This window comes from Mucilaginibacter sp. OK268, assembly GCF_900103125.1.
Taxonomy (GTDB): domain Bacteria; phylum Bacteroidota; class Bacteroidia; order Sphingobacteriales; family Sphingobacteriaceae; genus Mucilaginibacter.
Genome location: NZ_FNJV01000002.1, coordinates 143141 through 165350, shown reverse-complemented (window position 1 = coordinate 165350; position 22210 = coordinate 143141). Strand labels below are relative to the sequence as shown.

Below are 22210 nucleotides of genomic sequence, written 5' to 3'. Positions count from 1 at the left end.
GATGATTTTATTTGATCATATCATAAAAAAGTGCCGTGTGGCTCTGATCACCGGAAGTGATCTCCGCTTTTAGGCGGCCGTATTCAACAAATATACGTACATCATAGTGATCTTCCTTTTTCATCCGAATATAATGTATATAGGCTGATACGGATTTAGCGTAAGCTTGTTGCAGCCTTTTTTCATGCTTAGCATCGATTGTTCCGGCAAAAAACAAACCAATCCCGGCTTCGGTTTTCATCAATTTGAGTACAGTTTGGTATTGTGAGATATCCAGCAGGTTTTGCCTTTTTCCCTCGTTGAGCCGGAGTTCCTGCTCATGCAAACAGGCTTCGTGCTCCTGCTCGTAAGCGGAAAGCAGGAATGTTTTTTGTGCGGGCTGGCCCGGCCAATGAAAACGCTGGATAACCACATGGGGTTTACCCATGGCCATCAGTTTACGGAGCGTATCCTCTTTGATGCGCATGAAAGGATTATAAAACAAGCTATCAGTCATTTTACCCAGCCTCCAAAATTATTTTCAAATATAAACAATTTGCTAATATTTTTAGTATTAGTTTTGTTGTCCGTTTTCCAGACGAATAAAAGTAAAAAATGATGTGATTCCCAACTGATCGTTAATCAAAGAATTCAAAGCCCTAATGAGCACAGACCGACAGATCATCCATATGGACCAGGATGCATTTTTTGTATCCGTTGAAGTTCGTAAAAATCCAGAACTAACAGGGAAGCCCGTGATAATCGGCAGCCTGTCGGATCGCGGTGTGGTGGCGTCATGCAGTTACGAGGCGCGTAAATTCGGTGTTTACTCTGCTATGCCAGCCCGTATGGCGCGTATGCTTTGCCCGCACGGCATTTGGATCAGGGGTAACATGGATGAATATTCCAAAGCTTCGCACGAGATCACAGAAATCCTGAAAGAAAATGTGCCGCTCATTGAAAAGGCCAGCATCGATGAACACTATATCGATATGACAGGCATGGATAAACACTTTGGTACGCTGCTTTATGCCAAGGAATTGCGAGCTAAAGTCATGCGGGAAACGGCGTTGCCAATTTCATTCGGTCTTTCGGTCAACAAAACTGTTTCCAAAATGGCGACTAACGAATGTAAGCCCAATGGCGAACTGAATATCGAAAAAGCCGTTGTACAACCCTTCCTAAACCCGTTGTCTATTCGCAAAATTCCCGGCTTAGGAGAGAAAACTTTTATCAAGCTGAGCGACATGGGTATTAAGAAAATCTATGAACTTTCTCAGGTCCATCCTGAATATATGAACAGTATCCTTGGGAAGAATGGAATCTGGCTGCTACAAAAAGCCAAAGGCATAGATGATTCGCCGATTATTCCCTATCAGGAGCAAAAATCCATCGGCACACAAACCACCTTCAAAAATGACAGCATCGACCTGGTGGCCATCAATTACTTGCTAACTTCCATGGTCATGGAACTGGCCTTTGAACTGCGCCAAAAAAAGAAACAAACAGCCTGTATTACCGTGACGGTCCGCTATTCGACAAGGGAAGATGTCACTAAACAGGCCGCTATTCCTTATACCGCTTTAGATGGACCGCTCATTAAAAAGGTGAAAGAATTATTCAAGGCGGCCTACCAAAAAAGATTGCTCATCAGGCTTGTTGGCGTTCGCCTTTCAAATCTGGTTAATGGCTTTGAGCAAATCGACCTTTATTCGGAATCTGAAGAACAATACAGCCTTTGCCAGGCAATGGATAAAATACGCCGCCGGTTCGGCCCTGATTCCATTAAACTGGCTTCCGGTATCAATCTTAATCTTTAATGCCATGTACCTGAACGTTCACTCCCAATATAGCCTTCGCTTTGGCACTATGTCAATCCCGGCATTGGTGGAGGAAGCTATTGCCTGCGGTATAACCCAGATGGTACTCACGGATATCAACAATTCCACCGGCATCATGGAATTTATGCGGGAGTGTGACGAAAAAGGTGTTAAGCCCATCGCCGGTATGGAATTCAGGCGGGATAAACGCTTGCTTTATTTGGGTATCGCCCGCAATAAGGAGGGAATGAAGGAATTAAATGATTTCCTAACGGAGCATAATCTGGAACAAAAGCCCTTACCAGATCTCGCGCCGGCTTTTGTGAATGCTTTTATTGTTTATCCTTACGGGCATGAGGAGCCGCTGAAGGATAACGAATACCTGGGCATCCGTTATGGTCAGCTTAACAGCTTATTTAACAAGGACCTTAGCGCTATCAGGGAAAAACTGCTGGCTTTGCAGCCGGTCTTTATCGCTGATAAAATTGAATACCGCTTACACGAATACTTGCGGGGCATTGATCTGAACGTGGTACTGACAGAAATAACCGCTGTCGATAAATGCGCCCCTACCGATAAGTTTTTGGCACCTGGTCAGCTGGAAGCTAAATTTTCAAGGTATGCCTTTATACTGGACAACACCCGGAACCTGATGAATTGCTGTGTGATGGACTATCCCAAAGGCAGGGTTAATTTAAACCGCAAAACCTTTACCGGCAATAAGAAAAATGACCGGGAGCTTTTGGAAAAACTGGCGATCAGCGGTATGGAGTATCGCTACGGCAAATCCAATAAAGAAGCACTGCGCCGGGTTAAACATGAACTTAAAGTTATTTACGAACTCGATTTCTGCGCATATTTCCTTATTACCTGGGATATTATCCGCTACTCCAGTTCGCAAGGCTATTACCATGTGGGCCGTGGTTCCGGGGCGAACAGCATTGTGGCCTACTGTTTGAAAATAACGGATGTTGACCCTATTGAATTGGACTTGTATTTTGAACGGTTCCTGAACGCACAGCGGACTTCGCCCCCCGATTTTGATATTGATTATTCCTGGGACGAGCGGGAAGATGTACAGGATTATATTTTTAAGCGCTATGGTAGTCAGTATACCGCTTTGCTGGGAACCATGTCTAGCTTTAAGGACCGCAGCATTATCCGGGAGATCGGTAAGGTCATGGGGTTGCCTAAGTCCGAAATCGACGGCTTCACTGACCAGACGCGGGCGGCAGTTAACCAAAACAATGATACATTCAGAAAGATCGTAGCTATCCATGAACGAATGGCGAATATGCCGAACCAACGCTCCATCCATGCCGGTGGGGTATTGATCACCGAAGACCCGATCACTTATTATACAGCACTCGATCTGCCGCCAAAGGGAATGGCCACCGTACAGTGGGATATGTATGAAGCCGAAAAGATCGGCTTTGATAAATATGATATTCTTAGCCAACGGGGTATCGGACATATCAAGATGGCTGTGAAGCTGGTAGAAGAAAACCAGCAGCGCAAGATCGATATCCACCAGGTCAAGAGCTTCATGAAAGACCCGGCGGTAAATGCCAATTTAAGGATAGGGAATACAAAGGGTTGCTTTTACATTGAATCGCCGGCAATGATCCAGCTCAATCGAAAACTAGGTTGCGATAACTACCTCATACTTGTCGCCGCCAGTTCCATCATTCGCCCGGGGGTAGCCAGTTCGGGAATGATGGGTACCTATATCAAATACCACCATGCCCCTGAAACTGTGGAATACCTTCACCCGGTTATGGAAGAAATATTAAAGGAAACTTATGGCGTAATGGTCTATCAAGAAGATGTGATCAAAGTCTGTATTCACTTTGCGGGGATGGACGGCACCGACGCCGACATTTTAAGGAGGGGAATGAGCGGTAAGTACCGCTCAAAAAAAGAATTCGACAGACTGGTCGAAAGGTTTCATCAGGAAGCCATTGCGCTGGGCCGGCCGGAATCTATCGTAAAGGAAGTATGGCGGCAGGTATCCTCTTTTGCCGGTTATAGTTTTTCAAAGGCACATTCGGCCAGTTTTGCCGTAGAAAGCTATCAAAGCCTTTACCTGAAAACCTATTTTCCGAGAGAATTCATGGTCGCGGTATTAAATAATTATGGTGGATTTTATGACCGTGCGCTATATGTGCAGGAGTTGCAGCGCTCGGGAGGAATCGTACATCTGCCATGTGTAAATAACAGTGACAGTATCGTCAACATTACGGGTGTGGATGTTTATCTCGGTTTCGTAGGTATCCATGGTTTAAACGAAATGTTCATCGAACTGATACCGGCAGAACGCCGTCAAAACGGTCCGTATCAAAGTTTGGAGGATTTTATTAAAAGAACAGGTATCGGCCTGGAACAGGCGATCACCCTGATACGCGTGGGCGCGCTCCGGTTCACAGGCAAAAGTAAGAAGGAACTTTTGTGGGCTATACATCTGTTACTGGGCGCGAAGGCTAAGCCTTCCAACAATGCAGAACTGTTTCAAATAGAAGCCAAAAATTATTCGCTGCCGGTATTGGTCAATACCAGCCTGGAAAACGCTTATCACGAGCTGGAGTTACTGGGTTTCCCGTTAAGCGTGACAATGTTTGACCTGCTGCAAACTGATTATCGCGGAGAGATAGGCGCTAACGATTTGATCAACCATGTCGGACAGATGGTGCGGATGGTAGGCCAGTATGTGTGCGAAAAAACGGTACATACCAAAAACAACCAGAAAATGTGGTTTGGCAACTTTTTAGATGCTGAAGGCAACGCTTTTGATACTGTGCATTTTCCAAACAGAACGCCGGTTTACCCTTTCCGGGGGACGGGGTGCTACCTGATCCTTGGCAAGGTAGTTGCAGAATTTGGCTTTGCCAGCCTGGAAGTATTGAAGTTTGCAAAACTGCCAATTTTACCCAATCCCGTAATTTCTTAACTCACACAGAAATGGATAGAATCAACATTAAATGTCTGATCGGCGGCCAGGAAATGGAACTGCAATTAGACAGAAAAGCGATGCCCGGCGAGACCGGGCCATGTTTTATGATCACAACGGATGGATGTTTTAAAGGTTACATCTCCCGCCAGAAGAACGGGCAGTATAAATCCATTGGCGTAGCTTACTACACGACGCAGGATTTGCAGATGATCGTAGAACAATTGCAAATACAGGCGCACCACTGAACCCGTTCTAGGACCTGGGCACTTAATGAGACGGCAAAAGAAACTTGGATTAAACATTTGATCTTTATTTGAACGCTCTTATTTAGAAATATATCCTTGACAAGGGAGATAAAGAGGTCTCCCATTCAAGGCCCTGTTCCTGTTTGTTTTCGATCTCCCGGAAGAAAGCGACAGCAGCCGCAAGCTTCGCAGGATCACCTGTGAAGATTACCCGGTTAACGCACAAGTTTGCCATAATGGAATGTATTTACAGTTGGAAAAAGCAGCGGAAGTGCTGCCTGAAGAAAAAGGCCGGTAAAATAAAATCCCCTAAGCACTCGCTGCCGGGGATTTTAACCTAAACCTTATCACAATTACGGGCGGGTTGCCCGCGATTATAGATCGCAATATATAAATTAATTCTTAGCGGCGAACGGAACTGCGGCTTTTTGACCGCATATATTCATTAAACATCCGCTCGTTAAAGCGTCTGGCAGCTTCTTTTTTTGCCCTTCTGCTGCAACCCCAGAGAAAAAGTACCCATATTCCGAATGCCACACCGAAACAGGGAAATGGATTTTTCATGCCCAGCGCACCGAAAAAAGCGAAGGTGGAAATGAAGCAGGTCGCTATAAGATAAAATGCGGTTTTCATAATAATTCAATACTTAAATATACTAACTTATTTAGTATATTCATAGCTTTTCCCTTAATTTATTTCGTAAATATTATTGTTTTTCCGTGCCTCCTGCACATATTCCCTGATGGTTTCTATAAGTTCAGAAACCTGGATTCCCGTAAGTAATAACACAGGATTTTCAACATCCGTACTACTGAGGGTCACGTTCATCAGTCCGAAGACCTGAAGCATCAATGGTTGTGTAACGATATAGTCCTTGATGCGGTACATTTCCATATAATCGGTTCGCCTGAAGAAAATACCGCTGCCGGTTTTTATTTCCTCAGGTGTAATGAGATAGGAGCAGCTTCGGATATAAAGCAGGCGATACCAGGCTCCAGCCATAAAGGCGAAGCCGAAGATCAGAAAGAAAGGGGAGAGGTACCATGCCGGGAGAAGGAAGGCGAGGGACAGAACGATGAGCGGTAGTACTTTCAGGAAAGCGAAACTCATCGCCGGCCTGAGCAGAATTTCATTATTTTTTATCATGGATCAGTTGTTCTAAAAATGTGTTGTAATGTGCCGGTTTCCTGGTTCTGATGGTTGTTCTGATGCCGGCTGTTTTTTCAAAGGAGTTGAGGCTCAGTTTTTCCGGGTCAGCTTCAAATGTGGTATTATTCACGTACAGCTTAACTTTGCCGTTATGCCAGTGCAGGCGGAGGGCCTTATTCCGGATGCCTGCAGCAACCACGATGTCGGCCAGCCTGCCCAGCAGGTCGTTGCCGAAGACGAGCGTAATTTTTCTTTTTTGACAGTAAGCCCTTATCCAGTTCAGCTGCCGCGAATGCGACAGATTACCTATTGCAATAAAGGAAAGCACCGCATTGGCCGGGTGACGCCAGGCATTCAGGGCCATATAAGCTATGGCTTCCATCGCGCTTGATGTAATGATCAGCTCTGTAGCAGGATAGTTTCCTGCAAGCCACAGGTCACCGGTTGTTGGTACGATATGAAAGCCGGAACCAAAGAATTCCTGTTCATCCCCGTAATCAAAGCGCAGTTCATCTATATCAAAATAAGCCTGGAGTTCTTTTGAAACTCCAAGCTCAGTTAAAAAGGGATGCATCAGCGGGAGTTGCGGCTCCTTGAATCAAACCGGATATGATCGTTATTGATCACCGGACGCTGATCTTCCAGATCTTCCACCGCACTGTAATAACCGGGACTTAAGTGTTCAGCTTCTTTCGGATCATGTTTCTTACCGAAAGCGGCATTCAATCCCTGATAGAGCATATAGGATAAGCCGCCGTCGATCAGAATTGATGCCACGAGAGCAAGCCGGTTGGACCTGATGCCATTGATATCGGTTGCTGAATAATTGAATACCGTATGATCAGCCAGTTCAACCTCCTTGCCTTTGCGATAGCTTTCCTTTTGCGCGGCGGTCAGGAACTCGCTGTTGACCATATCCGGAACCAGTATCTTTTCGGTATCCGAAACGATAAATTCCCGGGTTTCAGCATCGTATTCGACAAGAATCTCTTTTTTATTGCCCTTTTTGTCCGATGTTACTTTAAGCAGGCTGGCCACTTCACCTTTTTCGAGCTGCCTGGCATCGTTGTCAGCCAGGAAATCAGGTGTTGCCGGTTTCCGGTATATCGGATGGATCAGCAGGTCGGTCTTTCCCTTCTCATTTCTTTTCAACGAAATTTTTGCTTCTATGGACTTGATCTTGATGTTTTCTGTTTCGAGGTTTTCCAAGTGGATTAACTCCGTTCTCCTGCCGGAAAGCAAGGCTCGCAGGTCGGTCATATTCAATAAGAGCTGACCGCGTGAGGCCAGCCCGATAGTTTCCAGTTCCTTCATAGGAAGCTCGTGTTCTTTAAAGTTGATCAGGTTCATATTACCTCCCTATTTTATGTGATTGTTCCTGTTCCAAGACCGGCCCGGCAGCCTGCGGATTATTTCTTGCTTCCACCAGGTTGGCAAAAACCTTGTCGGTCGATTTGATTTTAAACCGCTCGCCGTTGTCTGCTTTTTCCATTTCAAAGGTTTTGCCTTTTTTATCCAGCACCTTATAGGTGGTGTTGTTATAGGCGATCTCTTCACCTTTGGTCAGTGTCGTGTTCACAGCCGGCCCCTGTTTTGCTTCCCGCTGCTGACCTGCGCTAAGCAATGCATTTGCGATCTTCTGCCCGTCGGCCGATGCCCTGGAGATTTCGAAAGGTTCATCCTTTAACATTTTCGCCCATGCACCGGTGTAGGCGTCATGCGGGCCAAAATTATGGCCAATCTTCAATTCACCGCCGACTAACATAGCGCCGATAGCTGCACGAAGTTCTTCACGCGCGTAGTCCATGGAAGCAAACTTGCCCTCCATCGGCCGGTTTAACCGGCTTTCATGACCTGACCAGTGGGCCAGCTGGTGGATTGCTGCCTGGTAATATTTAGTTTCGTTCTCAAAGGCACTTTTCTCCGGCAGGTGAATCTCGTCCTTTACCTTATCATAAAAAGCCTCCTGTCCGCCGTGAACAATAACGGCCCCGCTGTCTGCAATCAGTTTTTCGGCTCTTTCAATAGGGGAGAGCGGCTGCTCAGGAATGGACTTCAGCCAGTCTTCCAGCGGCGGAATATCCCTGATCTGGGCAGCATTAAATAGAAAGGCCTTGCCGTTCTGGACCTTATCGAATTCCACGGTTTTGGTTTGCGTTACACCTGCGTCATCCTTGATTTTTGCTCCGTCAGGCGTGCGAAGCGCCTGAATTTCGTTGCGTTTTGGGAAATTGATGAGTGTTCCCTTAGAGCCTTCCTTGACCAGGTAGCCGTTAAAACTTGCTGTATCAGCGGACATCCAGCGCGGATCATCGTATCCCTTTAGTGAAAGGTTGATGGCATTCATCGCACTGTATCCCTTGCCGGTAATCGGGTTAACAGGCGGCACAAATGCAGGCATTCCGTTTTCCTTCACCGGTTTCTGAAAGGGCGAAGTGCCTGCTTTGAATTCTGCGATCAGCTTTTCTGCAAGCTGCGCATAAAGCGGTTTGAAGTTTTTACTCATGATTTTGTATTGATTAATTTTTGATAAATAAATTCGAGCGGGTCTACATAATGTCCCCGGAAGCGGATAGAGAAATGAAGGTGCTCACCGGTAACACGTCCGGTTTTGCCGGTAACTCCGATGGGCTGTCCGGCTTCGACCGACTCATCCGGCGAGACAAATACCTGGCTTAAATGGCCGTAAATCGAAGTAAAGACTTCATGTCGGATGCTTATACTGATACCAAGCAGGCTGTCATAGCCGGTACCTGTCACTGTCCCTTTCATCAGCGCATAAACCGTATCGGATCTTGCCCGGAAGTCGACCCCGTTGTGAAATGCATAGATCCCGGTAACGGGGTGCCTGCGGTAACCAAAGGAAGAAGTGATATACAATCTGGAGAGCGGCAGGCAGATCAGGCAGCAGACAATACAGGTTTTCATCGCCTGATATATTGGTTATGACGCAGGCCCAGGCTTTCCTCCACCGACACCAGGCTGTTCTTCCAGATCTCCGGGTTGTCACGGGCAATTTCCAGTGCTGTCCAGATATCTTTTCCACGGCCCATATCCTGCAGGGTGGCGATTTTATAAAGATCCTTGTAGTTGTCCAGCTTCATATCTGATCCGCCGGCGGACTTTTCAGAAAAGAGTTTTTCCTTGTTTTTAAGCATAAACAAGGCATCCGATGGATAAACAGCCTCCGCCTCATCGGTGAAACGGAGATATACCTGGTTATTGGGAGAGTCCACATACGCTACAATTCCGATATCCCCTTCACGTCCTGCCGGATGATCTTTAAGATCAGGGTGCACCAGAACAAGGGTGCCCAATAATTCGTTGTTTGTCATGGTGTTTCATTTTGATTTTTGATGAATTGGGCGGCCGGCTTGAACAGCAGTACCATATCTTCTATTTCCCGGCTGATCCGGTTAAAGTTCTGCCGGAGTTTTTCGTCCCTGCGTCCGTTAAAGTCATAGTAAGCTGGCAGGGCCCTGTAGTTCTTTTCCTCACCGGCTATCTCTGCCATATCGAGGTTGATCCTGCAGTTAACGGCGGATGTTTCGAATTGCCCGGTAAATTTTTCCTGCACATCTGCGGCGATGACACCGACCATCTCGCCGGCATTCAGGGATGCGATCTTGCCTGCCGGGATCAGCACTTCCAGTCTTTCATTAAGGGAAGTGGATGTTTTGTTGCGGTCGATGGATAATCCTTCGCCGATCTGTTTTGATTTGCCGAAAAGCCGTTCCAGCCATTCCAGCGTTTCCTTATTGCGGACAGAGCCGGAGAGCACATTACCTACGACTGATATAATCGTTGCGGCGGTGTCCTTGCCGTACTGCTGATTAAACTGCGGCAATTCCTGCAGACCCATCAAAACGGCTACCTTGTTGCTCCTGGCAGTGGCAATCAGGTTCTCCACTTTATGGACAAAAAGGGTAGGCACCTCATCTATGATCAACGCGGAGGGCAGGTTGCCCTTGGTGTTAATGAGTTTCGTCAGGCGGTTAATGACGATGGAGTAACATGCGGAATTGATGTTCTGCGTGTTGGGATCATTAGCCAGCACAAGTATCCCCGGACTGTCCCTGCCCGAAATTTTGAGGTCAAAATCGTCACCGGAGAAAACCCAGTAAGTTTCTTTTGTTGCCAGCCTGCTGATAAATACTTTCAGCGTTCCGATCTGCCCTTCCAACTGGTCAAATGCTTTGGCATGATAAGCAGTCATGAAAGGGGACATCAGGGAGCGCAGTTCCGGTTCTGCTATGAGCGCATTAAATATTTCCTCATACGAGCGGTTCAGCATAGCGAGCACATGGGGCAGGCTGGAGTATTTTCCACCTGCATACTTGCTCAGAAAATAGATACAGGAAGCCAGAAAATTGATCGCCGACTGCGTGAAAAACTGATCGCTGCCGCCCGATTTATCACCTTTTTTCAATGCCTCCACCAGTCCTTCGGCTGTTTCTGCGGCATCTGCCAGTGAACGGATATAGTCAGACCGCCAGGGATTGATACGCCTGCTTTTTTCAGGGTCGTTCAGGTTCAGCACATGAAAGGTATAGCCCTTCAGTTTTCCCTGATGTTTTGCCTTGAGGTAATGGTAATAAGCGATCTGCCCTAAATCAGGGAACTTAAAATCATACAGGCAGACTGCGAATTCCTTGGCAATCAGCTGCCGGATAAATGGGTTTACAATAGAAAAACTCTTCCCGGAGCCTGGCGTACCGATCACGATGGTGCCGCGAAAAACATTACAGATGTTAATCCATCCGGAGTACACCCTGCGGTTGTGATAGAACAGCATCGGGATGTTGACAGAATAGGGGTTTTCTGTCTTTTTAAGGGGCTGCATAAAGCTTTCCGCCTCTGTATTCCATTTGTCCTTACCGAGACCTGACCTGATTATTTTGGATATATTATCCATTGACAGGCTGATGAGTACGGCACCGGTAAATGAGCAGAACATGTAGATCAGGTCATACCATCTCGTGTATTCGCACGCGATGGTTGATGCCCGGCCCTGACAGGCAACGCTGCCAAAAAACAAGAACAGCCCTAACGCTAAGGGATAAATGATCTGCCTCCCCGGTTTTAGTTCAGTATCTTTTTTCGACAGTGTGCCGATGCTTACCAGGCAGATCAGCCCGAACGTGGCCAATTTGCTGTAAATCAGCTTGCTGTAAATTGCCATATGGCTGAACTTGTCAAGTGGGCTAAAAAAAATGCCCCAGAACGGGGCATCATGGTATACAAAAATGGCGGCTTCCAGCAATATGGACAAATAGATACCGCATTGCAGGAAGCCATGCAGCTTCTGCTGTTCACGTGTTTCTTCCATATAATGTTTCGGGTTTTAAGTAAGGATGACCGGACCGAATCCGGCGCAAATCAGCGTTTGGGTCCGCCGTAGCTCAGTTCTTCTGATTCATCGTTATCAGGATGGAGATCGGCAGCATCTGTTTCCAGTTGTTTTTCAGCGATCTTTCGGCTGATCTCCTGTTCCAGGTTGCTGAGGTCCGTTTTTAACGCCGCGAGCTGTGCTTCCTGTTCAAAGGGCTTGGCGGTCAGTTCACGGATAACCGGAATTTCTTTGTCAAGCGCATCCAGTTTATCCCGGTACTTACTGACCAGCGTACCGACATGATCAATGGCGTTAAGGAAATACCTGGCTGCGGTTTTGGGGTTGTCCGTATTGGGAATGCCGTTGTTCCGCATATATTTAATGCCTGTTTCGGGGCTTTCTGCATACAGGCTGGAAACATAGTCATATTTGCTGCCCTGCTCTGTCTGTACCCAGGCAAGCTGGCGGTTCACCATGAGATTGAAACCATAAAGTTCGCCCAGTTTATATTCAGATTGTTCCGGATGCTCCGGCTCCCATTTTTTATACATCGCGATAAACCATTTACCGATATCAGCAGGGGCTGTTTCGTTAATCGCCGGGATTTTCAGCGGATTCAGTTTGTTTCCCTTGGGATCAAGCTTAAGCACTTTCAGGTATGCGGTTTCATCCTTAGCCAGCTTTTCGAGCAATGCTGATGTTTCAGAGCGCTTCTTCTCGGTGTCTTCCAGCAGGTACCTGCTCCGGGCGACATCTTTAAAGTGGGACGATTTATATCCTTCCAGTTCAGCGACTTTCTTCTCGATCTTTGTTTTTTCCAGCAGGGAAGTATCGCCTGAAAGGATGGCAATATATTCGGAAAAGTTCATGCCGCTCTGTTCATCCATAGCGCCTTCATCGATGATACGGAGGCTCAGTTCAGAGTTTTTCATCTGACTAATAAAGGTTTGTTTGTTTTTGAGCAGGCCGAATTTATAGTTGTCCAGGGACTGCTCCACCGCATAGATGTAATTCCGCACCTTGTTTTCCGAAAGTATTTTAGCCAGCCAGTTGCCTTGTCTTGCGCCGCGTCCGTCCCGCTGTTCCAGTTCCGAGGGTTTCCAGGGAATATCCAGATGATGCATAGCAACTACACGCTGCTGCACATTCAGCCCGGTGCCCGCCTTCTCCGTACTTCCGATCAGCACCCTGATTTCACCGGCATTCATCTTCCGGAACAATTCCGGTTTCTGTCTGTCCGTCCAGTTATGGATAAAGGTTACCTCTGCATCCGGTATATCAAAATCATTGACCAGCTTATCCTTCAGGGCATCATAGATGTTGAAACTATCCGGCTTTGGCGTTCCGATATCACTGAAAATGATCTGCGTCCCTTTATGTTCGCTGCTGTCATGGTATTCCCTGGCCACATTCCGTGCGCAGGTACTGACTTTATTACCGGCGTGATCACCGTACCTGTCCGCGCTGATAAGCCGCATATCAACGGCCATCTTTTTCGCATAATTGGTAGCGATGAGCATCCGCCCCAAGTCTTCATTTGCTGTAAGCGGCTGTCTCCCGATCAGGGTAGCATCACCGGTTTTTGCAAACTTCATCAGCCTTATTGTAAAGTCCGCCTGTTCCGGTGTCGGGGGAATGTTAACCAGTACTTCGTCAATGGCCGGTTTATCAAGGCTGATATGTTTGGCCGTTTTATAATCCGTGATCTCGTTGTAGAAGCGGGCCAGTTCCGGCACTTTGATAAAATAGCGGAACCTTTCCTTTGCCCTGATCTCATTGGTTACACTGAATTCGAAGTCAACCGTCTTCCGGGCATAAACGGCAGCCCAGGCATCGAAGTTGCTGATCTGCTGTCTTTCCATTTCATTCGGGCGCAGGTATTTAAAAATCAGGTACATTTCTGTCAGGCTGTTCGAGATCGGCGTGCCCGAAAGAAAAGTGACACAGAGGTCGGACCTGAACTTTTCCTGCAGCGTTCTGATCGCAAAGAGCATATTGAGCGCTTTCTGACTGCCCTGCATATTTCCCAGTCCGGCAACCCGGTTATGCCGGGTGGTAAAAGTGAGGTTCTTGAACTTATGGGATTCGTCAATAAACAGGTGATCCACTTCCATTTCCTGGAAATTGATGCCGGTATCCTTCCGGGTATCAATAGCATACAAAGCAGCGCTCAGCTGTACCTGCAGGTTATTCTTTCGGATTTCCAGGCCTTTCAGCATCGCCCTGTTGATCGCTACGCCAAGTGTGGCGAGTGTTGCCAGATCGCGGGTCACATTATCAAGCTCCGCCTGAAATATTTCCCGCTGGATCTCCGGTGATTGCGGGATCATACCAAACTGGTCGTGTGTAAGAATTACGCAGTCCCAATTGTTGTTCTTGATCTCATGGAACAGGCGCTGTCTGCGTGCCGGCAGGTAATCATTTTCGCCGGGAGCCAGTATCCGCGCATTTGGATAGGCCAGCTTGAATGTATCCCTGATGGCACTCACGTTTGCTTTAAGTGCGAGGATCATGGGCTTATGAATGATGCCGAGCCTTTTCATTTCCATCGCGGCGACTACCATGGTCAGCGTTTTTCCGAGCCCTACCTCATGATCTACCAGTGAGCCCCTGTTTTGGATAATCCGCCAGGCGGCATCTTTCTGCGAGCTGTACAGGTCTGGTATTTTCAGCGCTTTCAGGTCAAGCCCCGGAAATTTCAAATGACCGCCATCATATTCCCGCAGCACATAGCAGTTGAAAGTATCATTATACAGCTTTTCAATCTGCTGCTTGTCTTCCGGAGGAAGTTCTTTCAGCCATTCGTTATACCGGTTTCGGATCGCTTCAATTTTACGGTGGGCAGTTTGAATGGCCTCGGTGTCCGGTATGCGTTTAATCTTTTTATCGACCTCGACAGGGTAGGTAATATGCGGTGAAGTATTTTCCAGGGCGTGTTCAAGAAGCGTGCGGCCTGTGATCCGGTCACTTTGTTTGGGAACCACCGAGAACTCTTCATCAGTTGTTGTATTCCCTTTGATATAGGATACCTTAAACGTATCGATGGACGGAAAATAATTGATCTCCGTATCCAGTTTGAACAAATCAGTTGCAAACCGTTCGTAGTATTTCAGCGGCAGCCAGCGTTCACCGAGATTAAAATCCAGCAGCTCAAAAGGGATCTTTTGCGGCTGCACACGCCGGATGGCTGTCAGGCTGCGAAGCAGCTGAAAGTTCTCCGGGTCGTTTTTTGCCTGCTGTTCAGCAATGTTCAGTTTAGCGATGACATTACCGGACAAATAGTGGTCAGTGGTTTCCCATGATCCGTTTTCCGGGTTAAGCAGGATCTGTTTGTCCAGCCGATAGATCACATCTTCTTCGGAAAGTCCTGTTGATTCACTAATCCTGATAATATCTACCCGTCCGGTATCATTCAGACACCGGGCAAGAGCATCTGCCGGATCGCTTGTTTTATAGGAGGATTCCTGTGGGAAAACGGGTACATGAAAAATGTCTGAACGAATAAATCTTTCATTTTCCTTCCGTTCCAGTGATGCGAGAATCTTAAAACCGAAAGCCGCATCCGCAAGAATACGCGAACGGTTGCCCTGTTTATTCACGTCGCCATATTTTTCCGAAAATGCCTCATAATAAAGATTTAAGGACTTTCGAAGTTCAGGGAACTGAATTTTATGTTCTGCCTCCGCAGCATAAAGCGCCATGTATGTATCCCTAAGCGGGATATAGGCCCGAAAGAACGCCAGGTTCTCCTGTCCCTCCAGCGGCGTAAACAATGCCTGGCCGTTGAGCGGTTCAGCAATGAGGCCCGCCTTACCTTCAAACAGTACCAGGGTATCCTTTTCGTAAAAAGGCCTGATGTCGGTAAAGGCCTTGGGCCTGTCCGGCAGCAGTTTGAATGAAGCTTCCAGGCTGGTATCGCCCTCGTACCGGAAATCATATGCGAAATATTTAAGTTTTGCCGCGAGAATATCCAGTTCATTGCCGAGGCTCTGGCCGTTCAGCCACCGCGAAGGAACCGGAATCTCTGCGATATTGCTGTATAATTTATACATATAACGGCTATTGGCTCTGGCTCTTGCGGTAAGCATGACAATGCTGTCATGGGCAGGCCTTGCGGTGGTGCGAATGGTACTGATCAGCCTTGCCGTTGTTTCATCTACGCTAAATTTATCAGTGTCCCTAAGGTAGGATTGCGCCTTATTGTTGTTTTCAACGGGCACGGCATCAAATAAACCCAGCTGGCCGAGGGCATTACCCTCCACGACTTCAGGAACCGGCAGAAACGTAAATTTCCGTCCGGCTGACTCATTCCTGTTAAAGCTGATGGCCTGCCATTTCGCATAATCAAAGGACATGTTCAGTCCTTTACTGATCTGCAGCTGCAGTCCCGCTGTAATATCCGTTAAATCACCATTTTGCCAGACCATGATGTTGGCCTTCCCGTAGGCATTGGTGTCTTCGATGACCTCATCACCCAGCATCAGTTCAGGGTGAGCGGCCAGATAAGCATTCAGATGATACTTTCCTTTACTACTGGTCTGCTCAACGGTTTCGATCAGCTGCACCTCCGCTTCGGTAAGTGATTCCTTAACATCGTTTTTCTGTACGATTACGAGGTGGGTACTGACTTCGACATTGGCATTTTCCTTCATGAGGTTTGCCGGAAGAACAGAAACACTGATCAGGTCAGCGGAAGTCAGCAGGTATTTTCGGGCGGCATCGTTTGAAGGCGCGTTTAAAAAGCCGTCTGTAACCAGGTAGGCCAGTATTCCGCCATCGGCCAGTTTATCCAGTCCTTTTGCAAAAAAGTAGTTATGAATACGGGAAGAAATTCCGCTGCTGTTAAAAGCCGGGTCATGTACGGAAAAGTTGCCGAAAGGAATATTACTGATGATCAGGTCCGACATGCCTTTTTCGTTCGGCGCAGTTTCTTCCAGGCCTTTTACCTGCACATTGATCTTTTGGCTGACTGCCTGGCTCAGGACCGACAATATCCTCCCGGTGAGCAGGTCTTTTTCCACGGCATTGACTGCTTCCAGATCAGGAAAGGCCCGAAGCGCCTCTATAATAAAGACCCCGGCCCCGGCGCTGGGTTCATAAAGCCTGCGGGGATAAACAGCGCTTTCTTTCAATGCGGTATAGATCGCTTCCGGAATAAAGGGGGGCGTATAAAATGCGGTTGCCACGCTGTTGATCATGGCAGCGGCGGTGCGCTTATAATCTTTCTCTGCAAGTTTGCTCCGCAGGAGTTCATGCAGCTGCATGACTTCAGGGTGCATTTTCAGGTCAGCCTGCGATATATCGTATTTCCGCCACTCTTCTTCGGTGCCGGGAGGGAAATGAACGGCTTTAATACCTCCGACCCCTGCGTAACTGCGGAGCGTTTTAATTTCTTCCGGTGATAAAGCCTGCCCGATGTAATTCAGGGCAATATTGATCGCTGACATATTATCAGCCAGTTTTCTGCTGCTGTTAAATGCCATTGTTATTCCTCCTGTAAATAATTTGCGATGGTTCCGATTACCTCATACCTGAGAAACCTGTCGTCTTCATCAAGCCCTGTCAGCAGGGGCGCACAGATCTCCTGGATATTGGTCAGCTCATAATGCAGTATGCCGTGGTTGATAAAGCGCAGGTAAGCTGAGAGGAATTCTTCCTCCAGAACCAGCCTTACATAATCATAGGCTATCAGGTTTGTCATAAAAGTCAGTTGGGTAGGATATCCGCGTTCAGAATATCCTGGTAAGAGATCTTCAGGGTCAGGATGCGCCCTGAAATTTGCTTTTCGCTGAGTTCTGCCAGCAGTACCTTGTTTCCCGGAAAACTCATTTTTTTGAAGACAAAGATGTTCCGGTAGTTCCTTTCAAATGCCGGGGTGGCGAACAGGACAAACTCAGGTTTCAGTTCAAAGGATTGTACATTGGAAGCCTTGTTTACCTTTTTGTCATCGATTCGGAAGCGGAAATCTTCGATAGTATATTTCAGTCTTGTTTTGTTCCTATAGCTGATATCCAGAAATATATAATCCCCGGCAGTATAAACGTGATTCAGCCTGGCCGTCAGGCCGAATGCGCTCACCTTTTCCATGTTCTTTTCCGGCCGCTGTGCGATGAGGCTGAGTGCCATGCCTTTCAGCTGGTTTTGTGAAAACCCGATCCCGGAAATATCCAGCGGACGGGTATCTTCCGGTTCAATATTAATTTCCGTGGCAGCATCCGCAGATCCTGGAACCAGGTGGTACTGTGCGATAAATTTTTCACCGGCTATGGTAATGAGGGCTTCCGTAAATCCGGATACAGAATCTTTCAGCCGGATGCGCAGCACATTTTTCAGGGGCAGGTCGCCGGCCAGGCCTTTGGAAGATATATCCACGTATTGTATCGGTTCCGGTGAAATAAAGTGGATCGAGAGGTTTTTCGGAAGCAAAATATCCGGGACCTGGTGCTGTGCATATAAAGCATTTGACAAAAGGACAGCGAAACAGAATAATAGCTTTTTCATGGTTTTTGGGTTTGATAAATTTGTCTGGGGCATACCGGCATCTTGCCGGATGCGCGGATTAATAAGATTTCTGCGTGTTCTGCAGGGCATCGGTATCGATCAGGTAGATATAGGAGTTATACTTCATCTTCGCCTTGTTCTTGCGGATCAGGCCGGCGATTGCCGATGATGTGGATTGAAACAGTTTGTCTACCGAGCTCATGATAAACTGGCTGCCTGTGGAGTTGCCGTCAATGGTGACACCCTGAACGGAACTGCTGCCGAGGTCTTTGGTGAATTCCCGGAACGCGGACGAAGGGACATACAGCCCCGGCATACCGTCCAGGTCATAGATCTCCAGCTTTACCGGTAGTATTTTTCCGTCTGATAAAATGGTCGTTATACCCAGGGTCACCCGTTGTTCGGAAAATCCGCTGATCTGTGCAAACAAGTAGGTGCCTTTCCTGATCAGGTTTCCCCCGGCTTTAATATCTTCCAGCAGTTTCAGCCTCAGGCGTGATCCGGCATAGCCAGTTACATTTTCATCAATGACGGCCGATATAAACCGGTCTTCTTCGGCAGGCTTTACCGTATTGAAATCAGCCGGTGATGTATCCGCCCTGGTTACGGTCAGCCGTTTTTCAAGTGACTTTTGCTGTGCGGCCTTTTCAGCGGCCTGCTGCTTCAGTTTCTCCGCTTTATAAGCCGGGTCGTTCATTTTGCCTACGCTGTCCATGTAAGCCATCTGCTGTTTGAAGACCTCCATCGGGTCTTTTTCCTTTGGGGAAGGCAGATCGGGTTCCAATATCCTGCGGCGCGGCATCGTATTCAGCGTACCGGCAAGCGCTTTGTCCCTGCTGACCGACTGGGGCGCATTATATTTCGCTTTCATTGCACGGTCAATGGAATCCAGCATCTGCCTCTCCCTGCCGGTATAATTGTCTTTGAAACCCGGATTGCCGGAGACCTCCTTTGGAATTACATTAACCGCGGAATATCCGTCGGCTTCCTTATAGGTATTCCGGTACGCATCGAGCTTATCTGCCAGCGCTTTTTTGCGCACATCAGCAGAAACATTGCCGACATTGCCGTTAAGACCGGCCTGCTGTTTTACTTCCGTTTTCGGCTTGTCAAATGTGCTTTGCCAGACATAAAAGAAAAGGCAGAGAAATGGCAAAGCGAGTAGAGGTAGTACATATTTGGGCTGCTTGAAATTGATTTTCATAACGAATTATTTAGAAGGTTGATGAATGTGCTGCAGGCGGCTGAGCGCGCTGTCGAGCATCAGGCTGTCCGCCCGTGAGAGGTTTTTCCTGGCGGCAAGACTGTCAATGGTGTTCTTCAGTTTCAGCGTTTCCTTCAGCTGTCCGGCAGCCTGCATGATCCGGCTGAACCCGTCTTCAACCACGTTCGGTTGTTTTTTTTCCGGCACAGCAGCCGTTTTTTCAGGGTTCCTGAAAACTGTAAAGGACAGCACCATGGAAACGAGCAGGAGAATGACCATCCCGGAAAAAAAGAATCGCGGGTAATCCGACAAGGCAGCTGAAAAACAGCGCCGGGCTTTGGTGAACCAAGGTTTGAATTCCTTTTGCAGTTCACTGTACAGCGTATCCCTTGGATCGCGGTTAGAATGTATTTTTCTCCACATCTTCGAGGTCTTTATTTTCAAGGGTTTTCCATCCGGTGATGAGCACACCGTGGGGGTTATTATCACTGCGCGGTATATCTTTCAGGTATCCCTCGGTGATCAGGGAGCGGACAACTGTTGAACTTCTCCGGTCGATTTTCAGCCTGCCGTAGTACCGGAAATAGTGTTTCGGCATGTCAATAGCTACGGAATCCGTTTCGAGGGTGAGCACCGAACTTGATGACAGGATAGAGTTGAAGAACCCTTTTTCCTTCAGGTCGTTATACTGCTGCATACCCGATTCATCGATGAGGTACATCGCTTTTTTCATTTGGTATTCCATGTAGTTATCATCCGGTGTGAGGGAAAAGAAGAGGGAATGAAAGAGGTCAACATGAGCGCGGTACTCGGCGGGCCTGTTCAGCTGCATGTCGGTCTGCCTGGCCAGTATAGGTACGCTCTTATCCAGTATATAAATACTTTTCTGGGCATTGGCTACCATCTTATAGGCGTAAAAGCAATTCATGCCGACAATGATGATCGCTGTCAGCAGGCTTCCCGCAGATATAAAAACGGCAAGCCGGATCTTGGCTTCAATATTTTTGATAATCATAAGCTGGGATTTAAAAGAAAAGGCTGCCGGGAGGGGCAGCCTTTATCAGGTTAATAGCATAAAGAAGATCAGAAGAAACTTCCGGAGGCTTTCCGGGCCACGCTCATGACCGTTCCGGCACTGCGGCCAAAGGTGGAAGCGGCTGAACTGATGCCGGAAGTGGAAATGATCCAGGTGGAAATGCTCGGAACGGTAAACATGCAGATCGCGCCGATCAGAAATACGATGATCACAGTGCCGAAGGATAGTATACCATTGCCTGCAAACCAGGCCATCTTTTCAAGATTGGCGCTTAATCCGTCCTGTCCGACAAGCTCCTGATATTTGCTGATCTCTGAGGTGAGGGCATATTCCTGCATCAGGCCCACGATGTACATGATCAGATAGGCAATACCTGAATAAAGGTTGACAGATACGAAACGCGCTATCCAGGTGCTGAAACTGTCACGGAATGCCGGCAATATACTCACTGAAACGGCAAAGGGGCCGAGGATAATCAGTATGGTGGAGTAGATAATCTGCAGCATAAATATGATATACACGGCCAGCCGTAATATCCATATCCCCAGCAGCTCCAGCAGCTGTGTAAAGAGGAGCTGCATGCCGACCTCCAGCCTGTTCTTCAGTTCGATCAGGGGTGAGACTACGGTACTGATGCCCTGCTTCACCGTACTGGTGACGGAATCCCATGCCTGCCCGTACCAGGTATCGCTTTCTTTTTCCGCAACCTCGGTCTGTGCCTGGAAAGTATAAAGGGAATTGGCAACGGCAAGCATCAGGTTTGCCCGGTTAAGACGAAGATTGTTAACGATGGTTTGTTCGCTTTCAAACATCCGCTCGGTCTGGTTGGCGACCAGATCTGTCGGAAAGGCAATGACTTTAACGAAGGTACCCCACCATAAAATGATCATCGCCAGTCCGAAGGGACGCAGCAGCGGCATAATCTCCATCCTTTTGTCACCCACCATCATTTCGTAGGATTTGATGGCAAAGTAGATGATCATGAAGATGGCGGCAAGTGCTTTCGCATCGCTGATAAAAAGATCGAAGTGTGTCCAGACGGAGTCTTTCAGGCCTTTAAGAAATGCCATTACGCCGGTTTCATAAACGCCGTCACCCTGCAGGTATTCGAGCGTTTTGCTGTTGCTGATATTACCGGCCGGCTGGGCCAGCACCACTGTCATACCCGATGACAGCAGCAGTATGATGAGTATTAGCCTTTTCATCATTGCAGGTGCTGAAGTACTTTTCTGGCGATCTCTGTATCGGTCTGCGGGGTCCAGTCACTTACCGCCACCCGGTTGCCCTGCAGTTGCTGCTGCCTGGCTTCCATGTCGATGGTCGTTTGTGCCGATGAAGTCCGGATCGCCCAAACACCGGCCAGCCTGCGGTATTCATTCAGCAGCCTGTAATAGGCCATGATCCGTGCACCGCGCTCCATATCAGCGGAATGCGCCCCCTCAATTCTTTCTTTCAGCCGGTCAAGTTCATTTTTATACCAGCTGTATAAACCTTCTGAAACCAACCGGGTACTGACCTGGGGTGTTAAACCGGAAAGAATACCTGCCATTGAATTATTGAGCACGGGTTTGAATTCATTACTGTAATAAAGCATCCATAACGGATCAGCGCCGGTAATAAGACCGGATTGCCCGGCAATCTCTGAAAGTGCTGTATTCCGAACAGTATCGGACTGAAGCTTATATTTGTTATCCGTGCTGTTCATGGCTGCTACCATACCGAGGCGCTGGGTTTGCGGACCGTTGGCACTTAATGGCCGGAGGTCGGTTTTATGATAATTGGGATAAAAGAATCCCCAGGTCAGCCAGTAGTAAGGGTTTAAACCTAAAAATCCGGATGTTGGCGTAAATTTTTTCTGATCCCATTGTTTGAACACCATGCGCTCCTGCTGATAGCGGATGCTTTTGTCGGATACGACCGTTTGCGCGAAACAATGGGCAGCGCAGACCAGGCCCGTAATAAAGAGCATAATTGTTTTTTTCATGATTTTAAAA

Annotated in this window: 20 protein-coding genes; 3 read left to right on the top strand and 17 right to left on the bottom strand. The window is 47.7% G+C overall.

Translation table 11 applies throughout. The annotated features are described in order from the left end of the window. Positions 1 to 7: 7 nt before the first annotated feature. Complete coding sequence (locus tag BLR84_RS06580; protein ID WP_143013846.1) at positions 8 to 466, bottom strand: hypothetical protein; 459 nt, start codon at positions 464 to 466, stop codon at positions 8 to 10. A 175-nt stretch (positions 467 to 641) separates the two neighbouring features. Here BLR84_RS06580 and dinB point away from each other — a divergent pair, with 175 nt between their 5' ends. From dinB to BLR84_RS06565, 3 genes are read left to right on the top strand one after another with little or no spacing between them, the layout of a single operon-like run. Beyond that, positions 642 to 1799, top strand: a complete 1158-nt coding sequence (dinB, locus tag BLR84_RS06575; RefSeq protein WP_090466231.1) for a DNA polymerase IV — start codon at positions 642 to 644, stop codon at positions 1797 to 1799. A gap of 4 nt (positions 1800 to 1803) precedes the next feature. Continuing rightward, positions 1804 to 4746 (top strand): DNA polymerase III subunit alpha, encoded by a 2943-nt coding sequence (locus BLR84_RS06570; RefSeq protein WP_090466229.1) that lies wholly within the window; start codon positions 1804 to 1806, stop codon positions 4744 to 4746. A gap of 11 nt (positions 4747 to 4757) precedes the next feature. After that, positions 4758 to 4994 (top strand): hypothetical protein, encoded by a 237-nt coding sequence (locus tag BLR84_RS06565; protein WP_090466227.1) that lies wholly within the window; start codon positions 4758 to 4760, stop codon positions 4992 to 4994. A 402-nt stretch (positions 4995 to 5396) separates the two neighbouring features. On the opposite strand, the gene BLR84_RS06560 is transcribed toward BLR84_RS06565, so the two are convergent. The 16 genes from BLR84_RS06560 to BLR84_RS06485 all read right to left on the bottom strand — a co-directional run bounded on the left by BLR84_RS06560 (position 5397) and on the right by BLR84_RS06485 (position 22200). After that, on the bottom strand, positions 5397 to 5627 hold the full coding sequence (locus BLR84_RS06560; RefSeq protein ID WP_090466225.1) for a hypothetical protein: 231 nt from the start codon (positions 5625 to 5627) through the stop codon (positions 5397 to 5399). Between the two features lie 54 nt (positions 5628 to 5681). Continuing rightward, positions 5682 to 6140 (bottom strand): PH domain-containing protein, encoded by a 459-nt coding sequence (locus BLR84_RS06555; protein ID WP_090466223.1) that lies wholly within the window; start codon positions 6138 to 6140, stop codon positions 5682 to 5684. Next, positions 6127 to 6717 (bottom strand): hypothetical protein, encoded by a 591-nt coding sequence (locus tag BLR84_RS06550; RefSeq protein ID WP_090466221.1) that lies wholly within the window; start codon positions 6715 to 6717, stop codon positions 6127 to 6129. Before BLR84_RS06550 ends, BLR84_RS06555 begins: the two co-directional genes overlap by 14 nt. Then, positions 6717 to 7493 (bottom strand): DUF4099 domain-containing protein, encoded by a 777-nt coding sequence (locus BLR84_RS06545; RefSeq protein WP_090466219.1) that lies wholly within the window; start codon positions 7491 to 7493, stop codon positions 6717 to 6719. Before BLR84_RS06545 ends, BLR84_RS06550 begins: the two co-directional genes overlap by 1 nt. Before the next feature lies 1 nt (position 7494). Further along, positions 7495 to 8649, bottom strand: a complete 1155-nt coding sequence (locus tag BLR84_RS06540) for an ArdC family protein (protein WP_090466218.1) — start codon at positions 8647 to 8649, stop codon at positions 7495 to 7497. Continuing rightward, complete coding sequence (locus BLR84_RS06535; protein WP_090466216.1) at positions 8646 to 9071, bottom strand: M23 family metallopeptidase; 426 nt, start codon at positions 9069 to 9071, stop codon at positions 8646 to 8648. Before BLR84_RS06535 ends, BLR84_RS06540 begins: the two co-directional genes overlap by 4 nt. Then, entirely contained in the window at positions 9068 to 9478 is a 411-nt protein-coding gene (locus BLR84_RS06530) for a hypothetical protein (RefSeq protein WP_090466215.1), read from the bottom strand. The genes BLR84_RS06535 and BLR84_RS06530 overlap by 4 nt, the downstream gene beginning before the upstream one ends. Next, positions 9475 to 11472, bottom strand: coding sequence for a type IV secretion system DNA-binding domain-containing protein (locus tag BLR84_RS06525; RefSeq protein ID WP_090466213.1), 1998 nt, complete (start codon positions 11470 to 11472; stop codon positions 9475 to 9477). Before BLR84_RS06525 ends, BLR84_RS06530 begins: the two co-directional genes overlap by 4 nt. A gap of 50 nt (positions 11473 to 11522) precedes the next feature. Then, complete coding sequence (locus BLR84_RS06520) at positions 11523 to 16958, bottom strand: helicase-related protein (protein ID WP_090466210.1); 5436 nt, start codon at positions 16956 to 16958, stop codon at positions 11523 to 11525. A gap of 2 nt (positions 16959 to 16960) precedes the next feature. Next, positions 16961 to 17176: a hypothetical protein gene (locus tag BLR84_RS06515; RefSeq protein WP_090466209.1), complete on the bottom strand. Its 216-nt coding sequence runs from the start codon at positions 17174 to 17176 to the stop codon at positions 16961 to 16963. A 5-nt stretch (positions 17177 to 17181) separates the two neighbouring features. Continuing rightward, positions 17182 to 17976: a DUF4138 domain-containing protein gene (locus BLR84_RS06510; RefSeq protein WP_090467600.1), complete on the bottom strand. Its 795-nt coding sequence runs from the start codon at positions 17974 to 17976 to the stop codon at positions 17182 to 17184. A gap of 58 nt (positions 17977 to 18034) precedes the next feature. Next, the gene (gene traM / locus BLR84_RS06505) at positions 18035 to 19180 is read right to left on the bottom strand and encodes a conjugative transposon protein TraM (RefSeq protein WP_090466207.1); all 1146 of its coding nucleotides are present in this window, start codon (positions 19178 to 19180) and stop codon (positions 18035 to 18037) included. A 6-nt stretch (positions 19181 to 19186) separates the two neighbouring features. After that, positions 19187 to 19603, bottom strand: coding sequence for a hypothetical protein (locus tag BLR84_RS06500; RefSeq protein ID WP_090466205.1), 417 nt, complete (start codon positions 19601 to 19603; stop codon positions 19187 to 19189). After that, on the bottom strand, positions 19581 to 20195 hold the full coding sequence (traK, locus tag BLR84_RS06495) for a conjugative transposon protein TraK (protein ID WP_090466203.1): 615 nt from the start codon (positions 20193 to 20195) through the stop codon (positions 19581 to 19583). Before traK ends, BLR84_RS06500 begins: the two co-directional genes overlap by 23 nt. Positions 20196 to 20263: 68 nt before the next feature. Further along, entirely contained in the window at positions 20264 to 21424 is a 1161-nt protein-coding gene (locus BLR84_RS06490) for a plasmid transfer protein (protein ID WP_369829177.1), read from the bottom strand. Beyond that, a complete protein-coding gene (locus BLR84_RS06485) occupies positions 21421 to 22200 on the bottom strand; it encodes a hypothetical protein (RefSeq protein ID WP_090466199.1) in 780 nt (259 codons plus the stop codon). Before BLR84_RS06485 ends, BLR84_RS06490 begins: the two co-directional genes overlap by 4 nt. Positions 22201 to 22210: the final 10 nt, after the last annotated feature.